The sequence below is a fragment of the Actinokineospora guangxiensis genome (assembly GCF_042657845.1).
In the GTDB taxonomy this organism is placed as follows: domain Bacteria; phylum Actinomycetota; class Actinomycetes; order Mycobacteriales; family Pseudonocardiaceae; genus Actinokineospora; species Actinokineospora guangxiensis.
Genome location: NZ_JBHSKF010000009.1, coordinates 264,209 through 281,102, shown reverse-complemented (window position 1 = coordinate 281,102; position 16,894 = coordinate 264,209). Strand labels below are relative to the sequence as shown.

The following is a 16,894-nucleotide window of genomic DNA, read 5'->3' as shown; positions in this document are numbered from 1 at the left end:
ACGGCTAGCCCTTGATAGGGCTGCTCTGGTGGGACAGCAGCTTCCAGCGGCCTTCCTCGGCCACGATCACCCACGTCGCGCGGATCTCGTTGCGGTCGGCGATGCGTTCCTCGCCGGGGAACATGATCCCGCCCTGGGTGATGACCATGGCCGCCCGCTCGCTGAGCCGGGTGACCTGCACCGGCCAGCCGTGGACCTTGGCGCCCTTGAGCGGGCCGGAGTACCCGGCCGCCATGTAGGCGCGGATCTGCTCGCGGCTGGTCATCTGGTTGTCGTTGAGCAGCAGCGAACCGTTGTCGGTGAACGTGTCGGCGAAGAGGTCCGCGTCGTTGCGGGCCCACGCGCCCATGATCCGCTGCGGGACGGTCAGGACCGCCCGCTCCCAGTCGTCGGTGTAGGGGCCGACGAACTCGGTGTCCTCGGTGATGCCCACCTCGGCGAGCACCGCCGCGGCGTCGGGTGTCTCGGCGATGGTCACCGGGATCACCAGCGCAGCGTGGCGCCCTCGCCACGCGGGCTGTTCTGGTAGCCGGCCAGCCACCAGGTGCCCTCGCGCTTGACGCACACCCAGGTCGAGCGCACCGCCAGCTCCGGGGCGATCGTGGTCTCGCCGGGGGCGAGGATGCCGCCGTGGGTGCGCAGCAGGGCGACGTCGTCGCCGACGAACCGCACGTCCACGGGGGTGCCGGTGACACCGGTGCCCTTGAAGGGGCCCGCGTAGGCGGCGGCCATGAAGGAGCGGATCTCGTCGCGCCCGCGCTTGTAGACATCACCGGGCAGGAGCATGCTGGCGTCCTCGGTGAACACCGCGGCCACGCCGTCGGCGTCGTTCTTGGCCCACGCGGCGACGAGCCGGAGCGGGACGCTGAGGACGTCCTTCTCCTTCTCGCTGGTGAAGACGCCGTAGTAGGCAGCCAGCCGCGCCTGAGCTTCGTCGGCCTGGGCCGCCGATGTGTCAACGGACATGGTTGTCTCCTTACTTCTTCGACAAACGCCGGGGCATGCGCGTGCCACGGGATGACCTTGATGGTCCAATCCCGCCGCCGGCGCCCGCCACTCCTCGTGTGCGAAGCGGCCCAGTGCGGCAATCGGGGACCGGAATCCCTGCCGGGTAAGCACTCCGGGATACCGGGATCACGCGCGTGCGCGGTACCTTCCCCCGTGGGCGATCATCTTCGGCGGAGGAGCTGGCATGGACCGGGACACGGCCTGGAAGGGCGTCGAGGACGGCAGGCTGCGCCTGGCCGACCTGCTGGAGGACCTCTCCCCGGCGGAGTGGGAGAACCCGTCGCTGTGCGGCGGTTGGCGCGTGCGCGACGTCGCCGCGCACGTCACGCTGCCGCCGCAGGCCCCCGCGGTGCGCTGGGCGGTGGAGTTCTTCCGCTACGGGTGCAGCTTCGACCGGATGATTCGCGAGTCCGCTATCCGCCACGCCGGCCTCCCGACCGGGGAGATCGTGGCCCAGATGCGCCAGTACGCGGCGTCGCGGAAGGTGCCGCCCGCTCCCGGCACCGGGGTCGGCACGACGATGATGGACGTGCTCACCCACACCATGGACATCACCCTGCCGCTGGGCAGGCCCGCCGACATCCCGCCGGAGGCGGCCGTGGTGGGCCTGGAGGGCGCCTGGGCGCTGAAGGTGCCGTGGAACCCGCGCAGGCGGCTGCGCGGCGTGCGGTGCGTGGCCACCGACGCCGACTGGGCGGTCGGGGAGGGCCTGGAGGTCACCGGCCCGGCCGAGGCGTTCCTGCTGCTGCTCACCCAGCGCCCGGCCGCCATAGAGCGGCTGCGGGGCCCCGGCCTGGAGCTGGCGGCCAAGGCGCTGCGCGTCCCCACTGGACACGGCGGGAGTTGAGCCGCCGCGCTCGCCAGGACAATGATCGACCGATGCGATTCAGTCCAGGTGAGACAGTCGTCCGCCGCTACTTCCGCGGCGGCTACGTGACCATGGCCCAAGCCGCGCGCGTCGTCTCCGACGACGACTCGCACCTGCTGCTCTGGGTGCCGCGCGGCTCGGACTTCGCCTGCCGCTGGCACGCCGACGGCACCAGGCTCCGGGAAGCGCCGCTGCCGGTGATCGCCGACGCGCCGGTGCGCACCACGCAGTGGGTCGACACCGACGTGCTCATCCTGGTGCCGCCCGAGGCCGACCACTCGGTGTGGTGGTTCTACCGCGACGGCCGCTTCACCCACTGGTACGCCAACCTGGAGGCCCCCAGCGTGCGCTGGCGCGGGCCGGGGTCGGCGGGCCTGGACACGGTGGACCACGTGCTCGACCTCGTCGTGCGGCCCGACCTGGCGTGGGAGTGGAAGGACGAGGAGGAGTTCCGGGCCTCCTACGGCCCGTGGGGCTACTGGGACGAGCGCACGGCGCGGCGCATCCGCGCGGCCGGGGACGCCCTCGTCACCAGGATCGAGGCCGGGGCGTTCCCGTTCGACGGCGTCTGGCGCACGCCCCCGTCGTCGGTGGGCCCGGTCCCCCGCCTGCCCCGCGACGAGCGCCTGTGGCTGGACCGGCCCGCGCCCCGCTCGCTGGCGGCCTGACGGCACAACAGAACGCCCGCGGTCGACCGCGGGCGTTCTTGCTGCTCAGACCGCGACGGGGAGCGAGACCAGCCCGCGGATGAAGTTCAGGCCGCGGCCGGTCCACTTCAGCTCGGCGGCGTCGGCGGCGATCTTGATGGCCGGGAAGCGGCGCAGCACGGTGCCGATCGCGATCTGCCCCTCGATGCGGGCCAGCGGCGCGCCGAGGCAGTAGTGGATGCCGCCGCCGAAGGCCAGGTGCGCGCTCTCCTCGCGGGTGATGTCCAGCCGCTCGGGGTGCTCGGCGCCGGTGTCGTGGCTGGCCGAGGACAGGACCACGGCCACGGCGCTGCCCGCGGGGATCCTCACCCCGCCGACCTCGACGTCCTCGGTGGTGAAGCGCGGAAGCGCCCGCTCGATGGGCCCGTCGTAGCGCAGCAGCTCCTCGATCGCGCCGGGCAGCAGCGCCGGGTCGTCGCGCAGCGCCTCCAGCTGGTCGGGGTGGGTGAGCAGCGCGAGCATGCCGTTGCCGACCAGGTTCCCGGCGTTCTGGCCCGCGACCAGCAGCAGCTTGACCGTGCCGATCAGCTCCCGCACCGCGAGCACGCCCTCCTCGGCCGAGGCGACCAGCAGCGCGTCGAGCATGTCCGGCTGCGCGTCGGCGTCGACGCCCGCGTTGACCCGCGCGCGGCGCTCGGCGAGCAGGGCGGTGAGGTAGTCCTCCATCGCCCGGTTGCCGTCCTTGCGGATGGCGATGGCCTCGGGGCTCAGCGGCGGGGTCAGCACCATCTGCGTCCAGCGGCGGAAGTCCGTGCGGTCGGAGACCGGGATGCCCAGCAGCTCGCAGATCACGATGATCGGCAGCGGGACGGCGAGGGTGGGGATGAGGTCGAAGGAGTCGGCCTGCGCCACCTCGTCCAGCAGGGAGTCGGTGATCTGCTGCACGCGGGGGCGCAGCGCCTCCATGCGGCGGCGGGAGAAGGCTTTGACGACCAGGCCGCGGACGCGGGTGTGGTCGGGCGGGTCCATGTTGAGCATGTTCGCGCCGAGCAGGCCCTCGTCGCCTTGGCCGCCGCCCATGACCTTGAGCCAGTCGGGGGCCAGGCGGACGTTCTTGGAGAACCTGGGGTCGGTGAGCACGGCGCGGGCGTCGTCGTGGCGGGTGATCAGCCACATCCCCAAGCCCATCGGGCCCGCGACGTGGTGGACCGGGGATTCCCGGCGCAGCGCGGCGTAGCCGGGGAACGGGTTGGCCATGAAGGCGGGGCTGTGCAGATCTACGTCGGTCACCGATCGACCCTCCTGGTGTCGTGCCCGCCCGCCATCGTCGTCCGGCCCAGGTGGACGGCGCATCTCCCCGAGTGCTTCTCCCGCTGTGCTTCTCCTCCTGTGCGTCGTCGCCGGTGCCAGGGCTTTCCGCTCCTCTGCGGTCATCGCGGCGTGTGTCGCCTGCGCATGATCTGAGATGAGCCGGGGTGCGGCGCGGTGTCACCGTGGTTCGCAAGGGAAGCATGGACTCGGCGTGCAGCCGTCAAGGAGGAACCGTGACCACCAACAGCGTCCCCTCGCGGGAAGAGCTGATCCGACGCGCCGCAGAGGTCGTGCCGTTGCTGAAGGACACCGCCGAGAAGAGCGAGGAGTCCCGCAACCTCGCCGACGAGTCGGTGCAGGCGCTGGCGGACATCGAGTTCTTCAAGATGCGCATTCCCCAGCGCTACGGCGGGTTCGAGTCCGATCTGACCACCACCTCCGCGGTGCTGACCGAGCTGGCGCGCGGTGACGGGTCCACCTCCTGGACGGCGGCGGTGTGGACGATCAGCACCTGGATCGCCGGGCTGTTCCCGGACGAGGTCCAGGACGAGATCTTCTCGACCCCCGACGTGCGGGTGTGCGGCATCCTCAGCCCGACCGCAACGGCCGTGCCGGTCGACGGGGGCATCGTCGTCAACGGCAAGTGGGTGTTCAACTCCGGGGCCAAGCACAGCCACTGGAACACCAACGCCGTCATCCTGCTGCACCCCGAGCACGGTCCGATGCCGGTCATGACCGCGATCCCGCTGTCGGACCTGCAGATCGTGGACGACTGGCACACCGCGGGCCTGCGCGGCTCCGGCAGCGTCAGCACCGTCGCCACCGACGTCTTCGTGCCCGAGGCCCGCGTGCTGCACATGGGTCCGGTGCTGCAGCAGAAGTACTCCTCGGAGGCCAACCGCAACTCCCCCATCTACACCGCGCCGCTGCTGCCGACGGCCTGCTCCACCGTCTCGGCGGTGGCCTACGGGCTGGCGCAGGCGGCCAAGGACGCGTTCTTCGAGCGCCTGCCCGGCCGCAAGATCAGCTACACCGACTACGCCGAGCAGGCGCACGCGCCGATCACCCACCTGCAGGTGGCCGAGGCGCAGACCCGCATCGATGAGGCGGGCTTCCACGCGCTGCGGGCGGCGGGCCTGGTCGACCGCAAGGCGAACGCGGGCGAGGAGTGGACGCTGGAGGAGCGGGCGCGGGTGCGCCTGGACATGGGCGCCACCTGCGTGCGCGCCAAGGAGGCCGTGGACGTGCTCAACACCGCCAGCGGCGGGTCCTCGATCTACAACCACGTGCCGATCCAGCGCATCGAGCGCGACATCCAGGCGATCAACCTGCACGGCGTGATGCACCCGAACACGAACTTCGAGCTCTACGGGCGAATCCTGTGCGGTCTGGAGCCCAACACGCACTACCTCTGACCCGATCCGGCACCCGGTAGGCCTGACGTGAAGGAGCTCGGAAATGCGTTTCTTACCTGACGGCCGCGACGCCACGGTCGCGGTGGTCGGACTCGGGTACGTCGGCGCCTGCCTCGCGGGCGCGCTGGCGGGCAACGGGCTCGACGTGGTCGGTGTCGACACCAACACCGACCTGGTCGACGAGCTGAACCGCGGTGAGTGCCGGTTCCACGAGAACGGGCTCGCGCCGCTGCTGCGCACGGGGGTGGAGACGGGCAGGCTCACGCCCACGACCGACTACTCCCGGGTGCGCGAGGCCGACGTCGTGGTGATCGCGGTCGGCACCCCGGTGCAGGCCGACGGCTCGCTCGACAGCCGCCAGCTGACCGCGGCGTGCACGACGCTCGCCGAGCACGTGCGCCCCGGGCAGCTGTTCGTCCTCAAGAGCACGGTTCCGCCGGGCACCACCCGCGAGCTGGTGCGCCCCCTGCTGGAGCGCAGCGGGCACACCGCGGGGGTGGACTTCGGGCTGGCGTTCACCCCGGAGCGGCTGGCCGAGGGCACCGCGATCCGCGAGCTGAGCTCGTTCCCGATCGCCGTCGGCGGGCTGACGGCCGCCTCCGCCGAGGCCGCGGCCGCGTTCTGGGGCGGGGCGCTGAAGGTGCCGACGATCCCGCTGCAGTCGCTGGAGGCCGCCGAGATCGTCAAGCTGGCCGACAACTGGTGGATCGACCTGAACATCGCCATGGCCAACGAGCTGGCGAAGTTCTGCGCCCTCTACGAGGCCGACGTGCTGGAGGTCATCCACGCGGCGAACTCCATCCCCAAGGGCAACGGCAACATCAACATCCTGACGCCCAGCGTGGGCGTCGGCGGGTCCTGCCTGACCAAGGACCCGTGGATGGTGTGGCGCTCGGCCAAGGACCGCGGCGTGGACATCCGCACCGCGCCCACCGGCCGCGAGGTCAACGCCGCCATGCCCGCCTACACCGCGCGCCTGGCGCTGGACGAGCTCGCGGGCCTGGGCAAGGACGCCGAGGACGTGACCGTGGCCGTGCTCGGCCTGGCGTTCAAGAACAACACCGGTGACCTGCGGTTCACCCCGGTCGCCGGCGCCGTCGCCGAGCTGCGGGCCGCGGGCGCGACCGTGCGCCTGCACGACCCGCTGGTCGACGTGGCCGAGGCCGAGCGCATCTTCGGCGGCGAGCTGACCGCGTCGCTGGAGGACGCCGTCCGCGACGTCGACTGCATCGCGGTGCTGGCGCTGCACGACGAGTTCAAGGAGATCGACTTCAGCGAGCTGGAGGTCGCGCCGAAGTGCCTGCTGCTCGACGGCCGGGCGCACTACCCGGCCGCAAAGGTGCAGGCACTGCGCGATCTGGGCTACATCTACCGCGGAATCGGACGGTAGGGCGATGGGACGGTCTCTGGTCACCGGCGGCTGCGGCTTCGTGGGCAGCCACCTGGTCAAGCGCCTCTTGGACGACGGCGAGGACGTCACCGTCGTCGACGCGTTCCCGCCCGCCAAGCACCTCGGGGTGGTCGGCGAGCACGCCCGCTTCGTGCAGGGCGACATCACCGACCGCGACACGCTGCTCCAGGCGTGCCAGGGCGTCGACACGATCTACCACCTGGCCGCCGTCGTCGGCGTCGACCGGTACCTCTCCGCGCCGCTGGAGGTCATCGACACCGCGATGGTCGGCACCCGCAACGTCCTGGACGCGGCCACCGCGACCGGGGCGAGGGTGCTGGTCACCAGCACCAGCGAGGTGTTCGGGAAGAACCCGAACGTGCCGTGGAAGGAGGACGACGACCGGGTCCTCGGGTCGACGGCCGCCGACCGCTGGACGTACTCGACCAGCAAGGCGCTCACCGAGCACCTGGTGTTCGCCTACGGCCGCCAGCACGGCACCGCGGCGACCATCGTCCGGTACTTCAACGTCTACGGTCCCCGCCAGCGGCCCGCGTTCGTGGTGAGCCGCTCCATCCACCGGGCGCTCAACGGGCTGCCCACGGTCGTCTACGACGACGGCGGCCAGACCCGGTGCTTCACCTACGTCGAGGACGCCGTGGACGGCACCGTCCGCGCCGCCCGCAGCGACAAGGGCATCGGCGAGGCGTTCAACGTCGGCAGCATGACCGAGACGACCGTCTCCGAGGTGGTCGCGCTGATCGGCTCGCTGACCGGCACCGGCCCCGCGAGCAAGGTGGACACCGCGACCGCTCTCGGGCGCACCTACCAGGACCTGGCCCGGCGCGTGCCGGACAACACCAAGGCCAGGAAGGTCCTCGGCTGGTCGTGCCCGACCACCCTGACCGAGGGCCTGAGCCGCACCATCGAGTGGGCGCGCACCGCGCCGTGGTGGCTCGACCAGGCCGACAGCGGCGCGGCCGCCTGACCCCGAGCTGCCGAGCCCACCACAGCCCGTCGATTCGGAAACACACGAGAGAAGGCACACCGCGATGACAGCCACCGCTGAACCGGAACTCTGGGAGCGCAACGCGACCGTCCACGCCGACGAACGCCTGATCGGCCCGCGCGACGGAGCATGGTGGTACACCGGGGCGAACCCGGACTCGGGCGACTGCCCCGGTCTCGGCCCGGACGGGCGGCTGACCTCCCTGGCCATGCCCGACCTGTCGACCTGCGGCCGCGCCGACGTGCTGGCCTACTTCGACAACTCGTGGGCGCTGACCGAGGCCCTGTTCGCGGGCCTGCAGGGCGCCGAGGCGTTCTACCGGCCGCCGGGCCACGGCCTGCGCCACCCGATGGCGTTCTACTACGGCCACCCGGCCGTGCTGTACGTCAACAAGCTGCGGGTGGCGGGCCTGCTCGGCGAGCCGGTGAACGAGTACCTGGAGGAGGTGCTGGAGACCGGCGTCGATGAGATGTCGTGGGACGACATGTCCAAGAACGAGATGCTGTGGCCGTCGGTCTCCGACATCAAGGACTACCGCGCCACCGTCTACGGCCAGGTGCGCGAGCTGATCGAGAACACCGACTTCGCCCAAGAGCTCGGCCGCCCGATCGGCATGCGGGACCCGGCGTGGGCCATCTTCCTGGGCTTCGAGCACGAGCGCATCCACCTGGAGACCAGCTCGGTGCTCATCCGGGAGATGCCGCTGCGCCTGGTCAGCCCGCCCGCGGCCTGGCCCGCCCCGGCTCCGGACCGGCGCACCACCGCCACCCACAAGCCCGCGGCGGACTCCTACCCCGCCAACGGCATGGTCGCCGTCGCGGCCAGGACCGTGCCGCTGGGCAAGCCGGTGGACTTCCCGTCCTTCGGCTGGGACAACGAGTACGGCACCTCGGTGCGCGAGGTGGAGCCGTTCTCGGCGTCGAAGTTCATGGTGTCCAACGGCGAGTACCACGAGTTCGTCGCCGACGGCGGCTACCGCAGGCCCGAGCTGTGGAGCGCCGAGGGCGAGAAGTGGCGCCGCTTCGGCAACACCAAGGAGCCGCGCTGGTGGGTCAAGAACGGCCCCACCGGCTTCCACGCCTACCGCCTGCGGACGATCTTCGAGGAGATCGACATGCCGTGGGACTGGCCGGTGTGCGTGAACTACCACGAGGCCAAGGCGTTCTGCGCGTGGAAGGGCGAGAAGGACGGGACCGCCTACGCGCTGCCGACCGAGGCCCAGTTCCGCGTCATCCGGGACCTGCCGGACGCCCCGGGCGTCGAGGACGACCCGGTGCTGCGCTACAGCGGGGCCGACTTCGCAGCCAAGGGCGTCAACGTGAACCTGGCCCACGGCTCGGAGTTCCCGGTGGACACCGCCACGGCCAACGGCGTCGGGGTGCACGACTCGGCGGGCAACGTGTGGGCCTGGAGCGAGGACCTGCTGCACCCCTACGACGGCTTCGAGACCCACCCGTACTACGAGGACTTCAGCATCCCGTGCTTCGACGGGCGCCACCACATGATCCTCGGCGGCTGCTACGTCAGCACGGGCGACCAGGCGAGCGTGTTCGCCAGGTACCACTTCCGGCCGCACTTCCTGCAGCAGACCGGAATCCGGCTGATCAGCTCGACGTCGACCGCGTCGTCGGCGGGGACCTCCGCCCCGGCTCGGGTCACGGTCTCCGAGACCGTGTCGGCAGCGGCCACGGACGCGCAGATCCTGCTGCACTTCGGCACCGTCCGCGAGACCTTCGACCGCACCGACCACCCGCTGGCGACGGCGCACGGATACCCGAAGCGGGTCGCGGCGGCGCTGGTCGAGGTGGCGTCGCGGACGGGCACGGCGCTCGGGCGCGTGCTGGACGTGCAGTGCGCCGTGGGCGGGGCGACGTTCGCCCTGGCCGCCCTGCCGGGCATCTCGGCGGTCGGTGTGGACAGCGACTCGTCGTTCGTGGAGATCGCGCGGACGCTGGCCGGCGGGGAGTCGGTCGCCTACACCCAGCCGGGGCGCGGGGAGATCCGCACGCGGCTGTACACCTCGCCCCCGGCCGTGGGGGCGGAGTCCTCGGTGGCCTTCGAGGTCGCCGAGCCGTGCGACCTGCCTGCCTCCCTGGGGCTGTACGACGCGGTGATCCTGGGCAACGCGCTGGACCGGCTCGGGGACCCCGAGGGGTGCCTGCGGCAGTTCACCGAGTCGGACGCGTTCCTCGGCGCCGGTGGCCTGCTGCTGGTGGCGAGCCCGTGGAGCGAGTACTCGACGAAGCTGATCCTGTCGGGGCGGTTCGACCTGGTGTCGGAGTCGGACGAGCCGGGGGTGCTGCGGACGCACTCGCGGGACTACGAGTACTTCGACGCTGACGTGACGGTGTGGCGTAAGAGGTAGGTGAGGGTGGCGGAGGCCGGGTGGGGAGATGCTCCCTGCCCGGCCTCGCTGCGTGGGTCTGTTTGCACGCTCCCACCAGCCTCCGGGCAAGGGTCTGATGGCGTGCACTCACCCGTCGGACACTCACCCGCTCGTCTGTCCCAGGCCTGGCTGGATGCACGGGTGGAGGTACTGCGGGAACGCGAAAGCAGGCGGGAAAGCAGGCGGGAAAGCAGGGAGCCCCACAGGCGTCGCCTGTGGGGCTCCCTGGCCGCTGCGCGGCTACGCGGCCTTGGGGAGGGCGGCGTCGGCTTCGGTGAGCTTCCTGGGGATCGCCAGGTGCTGGGCGGCGATCTCGTAGTTGTCGAGGTTCTGGTAGTAGCCCGGGCGGGCGGTGAAGACGTAGGAGGTGGGGTTGAGCGGGGGGGCGGTGGTGAGGTCCAGGGCTTCCCAGTTCTCCAGCATCTCGGGGATGTCGTAGTCCAGGGTGACCGTGGTGCTCTCGTACCAGGTCTGGCCGTCGATGTCGGTCTCGTGCCAGCCGTCGGGGAGGTCGTCGCCGGGGATGACGTAGACCTGGCGGGACCAGGACTCGAACTCGTAGAGTTCGCGGGCGAACTGCTGCCACAGCGGGGGGAAGGTGGGGACGGCGACGTCGTACCACCACTCGCGGACGATGGCCTGGAGTTCCGGGGTGCTGTGGATGTTGCGCAGCGCGTCGGCGATGGCGGGGCTCTCGGCGAGGATGGGCATGCGGCCGAGGAGGGCGACGGCCTCGGGGACGGTGGACTTCTCCAGGTGGGCCTTGACGCTGAGGATGGCCTGGGACTGGGTGGTGTCGGCCAGGTCCAGCAGGGGGCGCCAGGCGTGGCGCAGGTACTGCTGCTCGCCGAAGACGCGGGCCCAGAAGACGAAGCGCTGCATCTCCATGTTCTCGGCCAGGGTCGAGGTGCGGTTGGCCAGCACGTACTCGAAGTCGTCGTCCTCGCCGCGGATGGTGACGAAGCCGTGAACCTCGCGGTTGTCCACATAGGAGGTGTTGGGCAGCAGCAGCATCGGGTACACGGCGATGCGGGAGACCTTCTTCGCCAGGCGGTCGTAGCCGCGCAGGAAGGACTCCGGGGTCTCCCCCGGCGCGCCCCAGATCAGCTCGCCGTAGCACTCCAGGCCCTCTTCGGCGAGCCAGTCGACCAGGCTCTCCCACTGGTTGACCTTCATGTTCTTGCGCAGCATGTCGGTCAGCGCGGCGTCGTCCAGGGTTTGCAGGGCCAGGGTGAACAGGCTCTGCAGGCCGTGCTTCTTCAGCTCGCTGACGATGTTGAAGAAGCGCTTCGACTTGTTCTTCGCCCAGCTGGTGATCAACGCGCCGGGGTAGCCGTACTTCTCCTTCGTCTTGATCACCAGCTCGACGAACTCCTCGTCGGCCTCCAGGAGGCCGAAGTTGGAGTCGCACAGCACCAGGGACGGTGCCTTGTGGAAGCCGAACAGGTCCAGCTCCTCGGCGAGGCGCTCGGTGGAGAACGAGCGCATCTTCTGGCCGGTGGCGCCGCCCCAGTAGCAGAAGGAGCACTTGTAGGGGCAGCCGCGGTTGGTCTCCATCAGCGCCACGTCGTAGCGGAACTCCCCGGCGGCGTCGGCCATCGGGATGGCGCCGGTGAGGAACGGCGACGGGATGACGTCGAGGTCGTTGATGCGGTCCCGGTCGGCGGTGGTGTGCAGGGTGCCGTCGGGCTTGCGGTAGGACAGGCCCGCCACGTCGACGGGGTCGATCTCCTTGCCGCGGTTGGCCACGAGGTAGCTGACCAGCTCGTGGAAGGTGTGCTCGCCCTCGCCGTTGACCACGAGGTCGACGGTGGGGTGCTCGCGGTAGACCCGCTCGGCCTGGTACGCGACGTGGTTGCCGCCGAACACCACGATGCCCTTGGGATTGATCTGCTTGTAGGTCTCGGCCAGCACGCCGAAGCTGCGGTAGTTCCACCCCAGCACGGAGAAGGCCAGCACGTCCGGGATGTCCCCGGAGAACAGCGCGGCGGCCATGTCCTGCAGCTTCTGGCCGCCGCGGAAGTTCTGGATCACCGCCTCGACTTCCCCGCGGAAGTCGGGTTCGTCATCAATGACCGCTTTGAGGTATCCTACAGCCAAGGGCATGGAATCGACCGGCATGTCCCACGCGCCTTGCTGGACCAGCGTGATGCGTAACATGCGTCTGCCGCCTTCCTGACAGTAGGGGAATCCGCGCGCCTGTAAAGTCCGGAGTGGACGGTGCGGTGGCGGACAGTGCGACGGAGGTCACTCCGTCGGAGCAACGCTATCCGCACGATCTCGATGTGAACGACTCCGTGTGTGCCTTTTGCCGCACCGGATCTTTCACAGTGCCCGATGCGTTGCGGCGCAACCTTTTGACTCCTCGTCTGGCGCTACCCTCGACAGGTAGCCCCCCACGATCGCGGGAGTATGCGCATGTATGACGACATTGCCGACATCTGGGACCCGGTGTACCGGGCACGCGGCCGCGACTACGCGGGCGAGGTCGGCCAGGTGCTCGACGCCATCCGCCACCGCGGCCCGCTCGGCGAGTCCCTGCTGGATGTCGCCTGCGGCACCGGCGAGCACCTCGCCCACTTCGGCGACCACTTCCCGCACGTGGAGGGGGTCGAGCTGTCCGAGGGGATGATCGCCGTCGGCAAGCGGCGCAGGCCGGAGCTCACGCTGACCCACGGCGACATGCGCACTTTCGACCTCGGCCGCACTTTCGACGTCATCACCTGCATGTTCAGCTCGATCGGCCACGCCGTGGACACCGACGAGCTGGCCGCCACCCTCACCCGCTTCGGTGCGCACCTGGCCCCTGGCGGCGTGCTGGTGGTGGAGCCCTGGTGGTTCCCGAGCACCTTTGTGGACGGTTACGTCACCGGTGACGTGCTCGACGTGGACGGCCAGACCATGGCACGGGTGTCGCACTCCTCGCGCGAGGGGAACTACTCGCGGGTGCGCGTGCACTACGTCGTCGCGGGCGCGGCGGAGGGACTGCGCCACGTGACCGAGGACCTGCGGATCACGCTGTTCACCAAGGAGGAGTACCTGCGCGGGTTCGAGCGCGCGGGCTTGGCGGTGGAGTACGTCGAGGGGGGTCCCTCCGGCCGGGGGCTGTTCATCGCCGAGCACCCCTGAGCCGGACACGACGACGCCGGGGCGGAACCACCGCCCCGGCGTCGTCGTGTCCAGGCCGTCAGCTCGCCAGGGGGAAGGCCAGGTTCGCGCAGATGTGCTTGACGGCCGTGGCGACCCTGGCCGCCTGCGCCGCGCTCAGGTGCGGGCCGATGGGCAGGCTCAGCACCTCCCGCGCCAGCCGCTCGGTCAGCGGCAGCGGCCCCGGGTGCGAGTCGGCGTAGACCCCGCAGCGGTGCGGGGGGATCGGGTAGTGCACGAGGGTGGCCACACCCGCGCGCTCCAGCGCGGCCCGCAGGCCGTCGCGGTCGGCGTGGCGCACGACGTAGAGGTGCCAGGCGTGCGTGGTGCCCTCGGTCTGCTCGGGCAGCACCAGGCCGGGGATGCCGCTCAGCTCGGAGCGGTAGTAGTCGGCCACCGCCCCGCGGCGGTCGTTCCAGGCGTCGAGGTGGGCCAGCTTGACCCGCAGCACGGCGGCCTGCAGCTCGTCGGTGCGCGAGTTCTTGCCCGCCACCTCGTGGTGGTACTTCACCTGCGAGCCGTAGTTGCGCAGCAGGCGGAGCTTCGCGGCCAGCTCGGGGTCGGAGGTCACCACCGCGCCGGAGTCGCCGAGGGAGCCCAGGTTCTTGCCGGGGTAGAAGCTGAACGCCACCGTCGACCCGCGCGCGCCGATCCGCCCGCCCGCCCACGTCGCGCCGGGCGCCTGGGCGGCGTCCTCCAGCACGGCCAGGCCGTGGCGCTCGGCGACCGCGCGGACGGCGGCGAGGTCGGCGGGCTGCCCGTAGAGGTGCACCGGGATCACCGCCCTGGTCCTCGGGGTGATCGCGGCTTCCAGCCGCGCGGTGTCCACGGTGTGGGTGATGAGGTCCGGCTCGACCGGGACGGGGCGCGCGCCGACGGCGGTGACGGCCAGCCAGGTCGCGATGAAGGTGTTGCCCGGCACCAGGACCTCGTCGCCGGGGCCGATCCCCCAGGCGCGCAGCACCAGTTCCAGCGCGTCGCCGCCGCTGGCGACCGACACGCAGTGCTCGGCGCCGCAGTAGTCGGCGAACTCGGCCTCGAACGCCTCGGTCTCCGGGCCCAGCAGGTACCAGCCGGAGGCCAGCACCCGCGCTGTGGCCGCGTCGATCTCCGCGCGCAGCTCGGCGTAGGGGGCGCGCAGGTCGAGGAACGGCACGCCGATCCCGTCGTAGGACATCGGGGGTCCGCCCTTCGCGTGGGGTACCGCGACGGTGCGCGGTCGCACGTGCACGACAAAACACTCCTCCGGGAGAGGATCACGCGCCCGGACGCGCTCGGCATCTTCGAGAATGCGCAGTTGTGTGAATCCGACCTTTCCGACTCCACCGATCGGTCCAACGTGGGGTACCGTCGAAATCATGCGCCCGGGTCGCTGGGCGCACGCAAGTCGCAATTCAAGGAGGTAAAGCCGCGATGAGCACCTTTGTCCTTATCCACGGTGCGGCCGACGTGGGCTGGTACTGGCACCTGCTCGAAGCCGAGCTGCGCCGGCGCGGGCACGAGGTGGTCGCCCCGGACCTGCCCTGCGACGACGACGCCGCGGGCCTGAACGAGTACGCCGACGCCGTGGTCGAGGCCGTCGGCGACCGCTCCGACCTGGTCATCGTCGGCCAGTCCTTCGGCGCGTTCACCGCTCCGCTGGTCGCCGACCGCCTCGGCGCCACCGCACTGGTGTACCTGGCGGGCATGATCCCGAAGCCGGGCGAGACCCCGGGCGAGTGGTGGGACGTCACCGAGTACGGCAAGGCCGTCGAGGCCCAGCGCGCCGTCGACGGCGTGACCGGCGACGACGACCCGTACGTCAGCTTCTACAACGGGGTGCCCCGCGAGCTGGCCGACGAGGCCATGAGCAAGGAGCGGGCGCAGTCGCAGACCCCGATGGGGACGCCGTGGCCGCTGGCCGCCTACCCCGAGGTCCCCACGTACTTCCTGCTCTGCGGCCAGGACCAGTTCTTCCCGGTGGACTTCTTCCGCAACCTCGCCAAGCAGCGCCTGAACGTGGTGGCCGACGAGATCGACGCCGGGCACTGCGTGGCGCTGAGCAAGCCCGTGGAGCTGGCCGACGTCCTGGAGGGCTACGCCAAGCGCTGACCCCCGCGGGACAGCACAGCACGAGAAGGGCCGCGCACCCGACCGCCGGAAGGCGAGCGGGTGCGCGGCCCTTTTCGGTGACCGTCACACGATCGGGTTATGAATTGCTCACCTCGGTCGATGACGAATTCTCTGGCCCCGGTGAACCGCTCGGCTTTACAGTGGAATCTGTTTGTCCGCGCGCGAAGTCCGCATTCGATGAGATGTCGCGGCACTGGCAGGCTGAAACGCTGTGGAGGAAAGTCGGACATCTCCACCCGGCGGGAAGGGCTTCCCATGCGCGTCCTGTTCGTGACCCTCCTCAACAAATCCCAGCTGTACACGATGGCGCCGCTCATCTGGGCCACCCGGGGCGCCGGGCACCAGGTGCGGGTCGCGTGCGCGCCCGACCTGGCCGACGATGTCGCCCAGCTCGGGTTCACCCCGGTCGAGGTCGGCCGGATCGAGTCCGACGTCCGCCAGGACATCGTCGACGCCGAGCCCGAAGCCGACCCCGTCGAGGCCGTCGAGGCGCTGAAGGCGCCGTGGGTCAAGCCGCACCAGAGCGAGTACGGCTGGGACGACCCCGCCCAGGAGTGGGTCCACATGACCCGCGACTTCATCCCGCTGCTGACCACCGACTCCTTCGTGGACGATCTGGCGGGCTTCGCCCGCGAGTGGCAGCCGGACCTGGTCGTGTGGAACAAGCTCGCCTACGCCGGACCGGTCGCCGCCAAGGCCGCGGGCGCGGCGAGCGCGCGGTTCCTGTGGGGCGTCGACGCCGTCGGGCAGTTGCGGGCGGGCTGGCGCGAGGCGGCGAAGGCGGACCCGACCATCCCCGACCCGCTGCGCGACTGGCTGAGCCCCAAGCTGGAGCGGCACGGCGTCGCCTACGACGAGTCGGCCGTGCTCGGCCACTTCTCCATCGACATCGCCCCCGAGTGGGTCTACCACCACCCGAACGCCGGGGTGCGCTACCTGCCCGTGCGGCACGTGCCCTACAACGGCCCCTCCCGCGTCCCGGACTGGGTGAACGAGAAGCCCGCCAAGCCGCGGGTGTGCCTGACCCTCGGGTTCTCCCACCGCGAGTCCCACGGCGTGGAGGCCTCCGCCGAGGACCTGCTCGCCGCCGTCGCCGAGCTGGACATCGAGGTCGTGGCGACGCTGAGCGCGCGGCAGACCGCGGAGCTGGGCAGCGTCCCGGACAACGTCAGGATCGTGGAGTTCGTGCCGCTGAACGTGCTGCTGCCGACCTGCGCGGCGATCATCCACCACGGCGGCACCGGCACCTTCGGCACCGCGCTGGAGCACGGCGTGCCGCAGCTGATCGTGCCCGGCACCTACTGGAACGAGAAGTACTGGGCCCCGGTGGCCCAGGGCAACGGTCTGGAAGAGCAGGGCGCGGGCGTCTACGTCAGCGACTCCGACCGGCTCACCCCCGAGGCGCTGCGCGGGGCGCTGGAGCGCGTCCTCGGCGACCCGTCCTACCGCGAGAACGCCGAGCGCCTGCGCCGCGACCTGGCGGGCAGGCCGACGCCCAACGAGGCCGTCGGGCTGATGGAGAAGCTGACCGCAGAGCACCGGGCCCGCAGCTGACACTCCCGCCCAGCGGGGGCGCGTCCGGGACGAGAGAGAACCAAGAA

At 70.9% G+C, this 16,894-nt stretch carries 14 protein-coding genes; 9 read left to right on the top strand and 5 right to left on the bottom strand.

What is annotated here, in order from left to right; genetic code table 11:
- Positions 1–4 precede the first annotated feature (4 nt).
- Positions 5–487, bottom strand: coding sequence for an SgcJ/EcaC family oxidoreductase (locus tag ACFPM7_RS18790; RefSeq protein WP_378248942.1), 483 nt, complete (start codon positions 485–487; stop codon positions 5–7).
- Positions 484–966: an SgcJ/EcaC family oxidoreductase gene (locus ACFPM7_RS18785; RefSeq protein WP_378248941.1), complete on the bottom strand. Its 483-nt coding sequence runs from the start codon at positions 964–966 to the stop codon at positions 484–486. The genes ACFPM7_RS18790 and ACFPM7_RS18785 overlap by 4 nt, the downstream gene beginning before the upstream one ends.
- Positions 967–1,192: 226 nt before the next feature.
- On the opposite strand from ACFPM7_RS18785, the gene ACFPM7_RS18780 reads away from it, so the two are divergent.
- Together ACFPM7_RS18780 and ACFPM7_RS18775 are read left to right on the top strand one after the other, a co-directional pair.
- Complete coding sequence (locus ACFPM7_RS18780; RefSeq protein ID WP_378248940.1) at positions 1,193–1,855, top strand: maleylpyruvate isomerase family mycothiol-dependent enzyme; 663 nt, start codon at positions 1,193–1,195, stop codon at positions 1,853–1,855.
- 32 nt (positions 1,856–1,887) lie between these two features.
- Positions 1,888–2,544: a ribonuclease FAU-1 family protein gene (locus ACFPM7_RS18775; protein WP_378248939.1), complete on the top strand. Its 657-nt coding sequence runs from the start codon at positions 1,888–1,890 to the stop codon at positions 2,542–2,544.
- 45 nt (positions 2,545–2,589) lie between these two features.
- On the opposite strand, the gene ACFPM7_RS18770 is transcribed toward ACFPM7_RS18775, so the two are convergent.
- Positions 2,590–3,813, bottom strand: a complete 1,224-nt coding sequence (locus ACFPM7_RS18770; protein ID WP_378248938.1) for a cytochrome P450 family protein — start codon at positions 3,811–3,813, stop codon at positions 2,590–2,592.
- A gap of 254 nt (positions 3,814–4,067) precedes the next feature.
- On the opposite strand from ACFPM7_RS18770, the gene ACFPM7_RS18765 reads away from it, so the two are divergent.
- From ACFPM7_RS18765 to ovoA, 4 genes are all read left to right on the top strand, one after another.
- Complete coding sequence (locus ACFPM7_RS18765) at positions 4,068–5,249, top strand: acyl-CoA dehydrogenase family protein (RefSeq protein WP_378248937.1); 1,182 nt, start codon at positions 4,068–4,070, stop codon at positions 5,247–5,249.
- A gap of 43 nt (positions 5,250–5,292) precedes the next feature.
- On the top strand, positions 5,293–6,639 hold the full coding sequence (locus tag ACFPM7_RS18760) for a nucleotide sugar dehydrogenase (protein WP_378248936.1): 1,347 nt from the start codon (positions 5,293–5,295) through the stop codon (positions 6,637–6,639).
- Positions 6,640–6,643: 4 nt separating this feature from the next.
- Positions 6,644–7,627 carry an NAD-dependent epimerase/dehydratase family protein gene (locus ACFPM7_RS18755; RefSeq protein ID WP_378248935.1) on the top strand — a complete coding sequence of 328 codons (984 nt, stop codon included), beginning with the start codon at positions 6,644–6,646 and terminating at the stop codon, positions 7,625–7,627.
- A 64-nt stretch (positions 7,628–7,691) separates the two neighbouring features.
- Positions 7,692–10,013, top strand: a complete 2,322-nt coding sequence (gene ovoA, locus ACFPM7_RS18750) for a 5-histidylcysteine sulfoxide synthase (protein WP_378248934.1) — start codon at positions 7,692–7,694, stop codon at positions 10,011–10,013.
- A gap of 261 nt (positions 10,014–10,274) precedes the next feature.
- Here ovoA and ACFPM7_RS18745 read toward each other — a convergent pair whose 3' ends face one another.
- Positions 10,275–12,194, bottom strand: coding sequence for a KedN5 family methylcobalamin-dependent radical SAM C-methyltransferase (locus ACFPM7_RS18745; protein ID WP_378248933.1), 1,920 nt, complete (start codon positions 12,192–12,194; stop codon positions 10,275–10,277).
- Positions 12,195–12,452: 258 nt separating this feature from the next.
- On the opposite strand from ACFPM7_RS18745, the gene ACFPM7_RS18740 reads away from it, so the two are divergent.
- The gene (locus tag ACFPM7_RS18740; RefSeq protein ID WP_378248932.1) at positions 12,453–13,163 is read left to right on the top strand and encodes a class I SAM-dependent methyltransferase; all 711 of its coding nucleotides are present in this window, start codon (positions 12,453–12,455) and stop codon (positions 13,161–13,163) included.
- A 58-nt stretch (positions 13,164–13,221) separates the two neighbouring features.
- Here the strand turns inward: ACFPM7_RS18740 and ACFPM7_RS18735 are convergent, their stop codons facing one another.
- A complete protein-coding gene (locus ACFPM7_RS18735) occupies positions 13,222–14,343 on the bottom strand; it encodes a DegT/DnrJ/EryC1/StrS family aminotransferase (protein WP_378248967.1) in 1,122 nt (373 codons plus the stop codon).
- Between the two features lie 251 nt (positions 14,344–14,594).
- Between ACFPM7_RS18735 and ACFPM7_RS18730 the strand changes: the two genes are divergently transcribed.
- Entirely contained in the window at positions 14,595–15,272 is a 678-nt protein-coding gene (locus ACFPM7_RS18730; RefSeq protein ID WP_378248931.1) for an alpha/beta hydrolase, read from the top strand.
- Positions 15,273–15,548: 276 nt separating this feature from the next.
- Positions 15,549–16,847 (top strand): activator-dependent family glycosyltransferase, encoded by a 1,299-nt coding sequence (locus ACFPM7_RS18725; protein WP_378248930.1) that lies wholly within the window; start codon positions 15,549–15,551, stop codon positions 16,845–16,847.
- Positions 16,848–16,894: the final 47 nt, after the last annotated feature.